At 70.3% G+C, this 2599-nt stretch carries 3 protein-coding genes; 2 read left to right on the top strand and 1 reads right to left on the bottom strand.

Annotated elements, in window-relative coordinates; all coding sequences use genetic code 11:
• Window positions 1-401: 401 nt before the first annotated feature.
• Window positions 402-968, bottom strand: coding sequence for a TetR family transcriptional regulator (locus tag EFK10_RS02570; protein ID WP_127354149.1), 567 nt, complete (start codon window positions 966-968; stop codon window positions 402-404).
• A gap of 130 nt (window positions 969-1098) precedes the next feature.
• Here EFK10_RS02570 and EFK10_RS02565 point away from each other — a divergent pair, with 130 nt between their 5' ends.
• Window positions 1099-2022: an SDR family oxidoreductase gene (locus tag EFK10_RS02565; RefSeq protein WP_127354148.1), complete on the top strand. Its 924-nt coding sequence runs from the start codon at window positions 1099-1101 to the stop codon at window positions 2020-2022.
• A gap of 7 nt (window positions 2023-2029) precedes the next feature.
• Complete coding sequence (locus EFK10_RS02560) at window positions 2030-2278, top strand: hypothetical protein (RefSeq protein ID WP_127354147.1); 249 nt, start codon at window positions 2030-2032, stop codon at window positions 2276-2278.
• Window positions 2279-2599 lie beyond the last annotated feature (321 nt).

Below are 2599 nucleotides of genomic sequence, written 5' to 3'. Positions count from 1 at the left end.
GGGAACGGACACCCCCTCGACCGCGCCAGCAGCAGTCACCTCGCCCGCCTCGAACTCGCCCTCACAGCATGACAATTACGAATTAGCCACCAAGATCGAGCAAGGTCACACCGCCGGGCGAATGCCGCTCCGACGCATCACTCATGCGACGCAAAGAGGCCCTACCCCGCCGGGGGGGTAGGGCCTCTTGGCCGTCTGCGCGGGCCCTGCTCGGGCCGCTGAGCACAGGCTAGCGGCTCGGGCTGATCTGCGGGACCAGTCCGTACAAGACGCTCGGACCTGCCGATGATTCCACGGAGTGACGAACGACTGCGAATACGCCAACCGGAATGCGGCGGGACACAGTCCAACCAGGTCCTTTGGGAAGCGGCTTCATTGAGGTGACAGTCCATGGCACTGGCTCAACCCCCTGTGACGGTCGCCTCCAGCTCCTCCATCGACTCCCTGACAACTTGCGTCAGCAGCCCTTCCGCGGAGTTCGCGATCCAGCGGGCGAACGCGACCCGGAACGCGGCCATGCCCGCTTCCGCGACCAGGCGCGCGGGCCACGCGTCGAGTCCGCGCCCTCGCAGCGCCGCGGCGATGTCTGCGGCGAGCGCGGCGAGCTTGACCAGCTCGCGTTCCTGCAGTTCGAGATGCGCATCGATGACGGCCTGACGCATCTTCACGTCCTCGGGCCGCTCCTGGATCATCTCTGCCGCCGCCTCGAGCCCCAGGGAGACCACCGCGAAGGGGGGCAGTGATGCCGGCGCCTCGGCGACCGCGCGCACGACCACCTCCCGCAGCGGGGCCATGCCGGCGAACAGCACGTCGCGTTTGTCGGCGTAGTGGCGGAAGAAGGTGCGCTTCGTCAGGCCGGCCTGTTCGGCGATCTCCGCGACCGTGGTCTGGTCGAAGCCGCGCTCCACGTACAGCTCCATCGCCGCCCGTCCCAGGCGGCCGCGCGCGTTCGGCTCCCATCGACCCATGCCGCCCATCCTAGTGATGACACCTGGTGTCGTCGCTTGCTAGGGTGATGACACCAAGTGTCATTGATGCGTTCCGCCCCCGCACCCGCGCGGCGGCACCGGGACGGTCAGCTCTTTGGAGGTTCCTCTCATGCGCGTATTCGTCACCGGCGCTTCCGGCCACCTGGGCTCCGCGGTCATCCCGGAGCTGCTCGCCGCCGGCCACCACGTCACCGGCCTGGCCCGCTCCGACTCCTCCGCCGCGGCGGTCGCCGCGCTCGGGGCCGAGGTCCGCCGCGGCGACCTGGACGACCTCGACGGCCTGCGCGAGGCCGCCGCTTCCGCGGACGGCGTCATCCACCTCGCGTTCAAGCACGAGGCGATGCGCTCCGGCGCCTTCCTCGACGCCGTGGACGCCGACCGGCACGCCGTCGAGGCGATGGGCGACGCCCTGGCCGGCTCCGGCACCGGCAAGCCGCTCGTCATCGCCTCGGGCACGCTGATGCTCGCGCTCGGCGGCATCAGCGGACGGGCCGGCACGGAAGCCGACTTCGTACCGTCCGGGCCGCGGATCGACACCGAGAACGCGGTGATCGCGATGGCCGAGCGCGGCGTGCGCTCCTCGGCCGTGCGGCTGCCCCCGCTGGTGCACAGCGACCTCGACCACCACGGCTTCACCCCCGCGCTGATCGGCTTCGCCCGCGCCAAGGGCTACTCCGGCTACCCCGGCGACGGCGCCAACCGCTGGCCCGCCGGCCACACCCTCGACGCCGCCCGCCTGTTCCGCCTCGCGCTGGAGAAGGCCCCCGCAGGTTCCCGCCTGCACGCCGTCGGCGACGAGGGCATCCCGCTGCGCGAGATCGCCGAGGCCATCGCCCGCAACCTCGACGTCCCCGCCAAGTCCGTCCCCGGCAAGGAAGTGCCCGACTACTTCCAGTTCCTCGCCACCTTCATAGGCCTCGACAACCTCACCTCCAGCGCCCGCACCCGTGAGCTCCTCGGCTGGGAGCCGGCCCACCCCGGCCTCATCGCCGACATCGACGCAGGCCACTACTTCGCCCCCAAGGCCAGCTAGAAATCTGATGAAATCGCTGTTCTGGCCCCGCCCCGCCGCGTCGCGGCGGGGCCAGAAGGGCCTGCTGTCCGCCAGACAGGACGCCCCGCTCAAGGGCGACCAGCAGGTCCGTCATCGCTTCGGCCGACTTCAACTCGCTGCGCTCGTCCAAGGCGGTGTGTTTTTTCGGGGGGTGGGCGGCCCGGCTGGTGGGCCGGGCAAATTGACCGCTTGGTTCCAAGAAGCCCGGCAAATCAGTTGGGTGCAGATCTTTTGAGGGTCTGGCCCACCTGCGATTTTCTATGGATCGAGTCCATGCGCCGCCACTGAGCCGTCGCGGCCGACCTTCCCGCCTGTGCCCCGCGGCACCCCGTTCGGCCGCATCGGCGCAGTACGGCCGGGCATCCCCGCTCCCGGTAGGTCGGGGAGAGGCCCACGGGGCGTGCATGGCGCGGGGTGCGGGGGCTTACGGGTGGTACTTCTCCTCGACCGTCTCGGCGCCGCCGGACTGGGGGTTCATGGTGACGCGGACGGTCACGCTGTCGGTCTTCGCAGCCGTCTCCAGCTGGTCCACGGTGCACTTCGAGGTGCCGTAGCC

This window comes from Streptomyces soli, assembly GCF_003999195.1.
GTDB classification, from domain to species: domain Bacteria; phylum Actinomycetota; class Actinomycetes; order Streptomycetales; family Streptomycetaceae; genus Actinacidiphila; species Actinacidiphila soli.
This window is presented reverse-complemented; position numbering and strand designations above follow the sequence as displayed.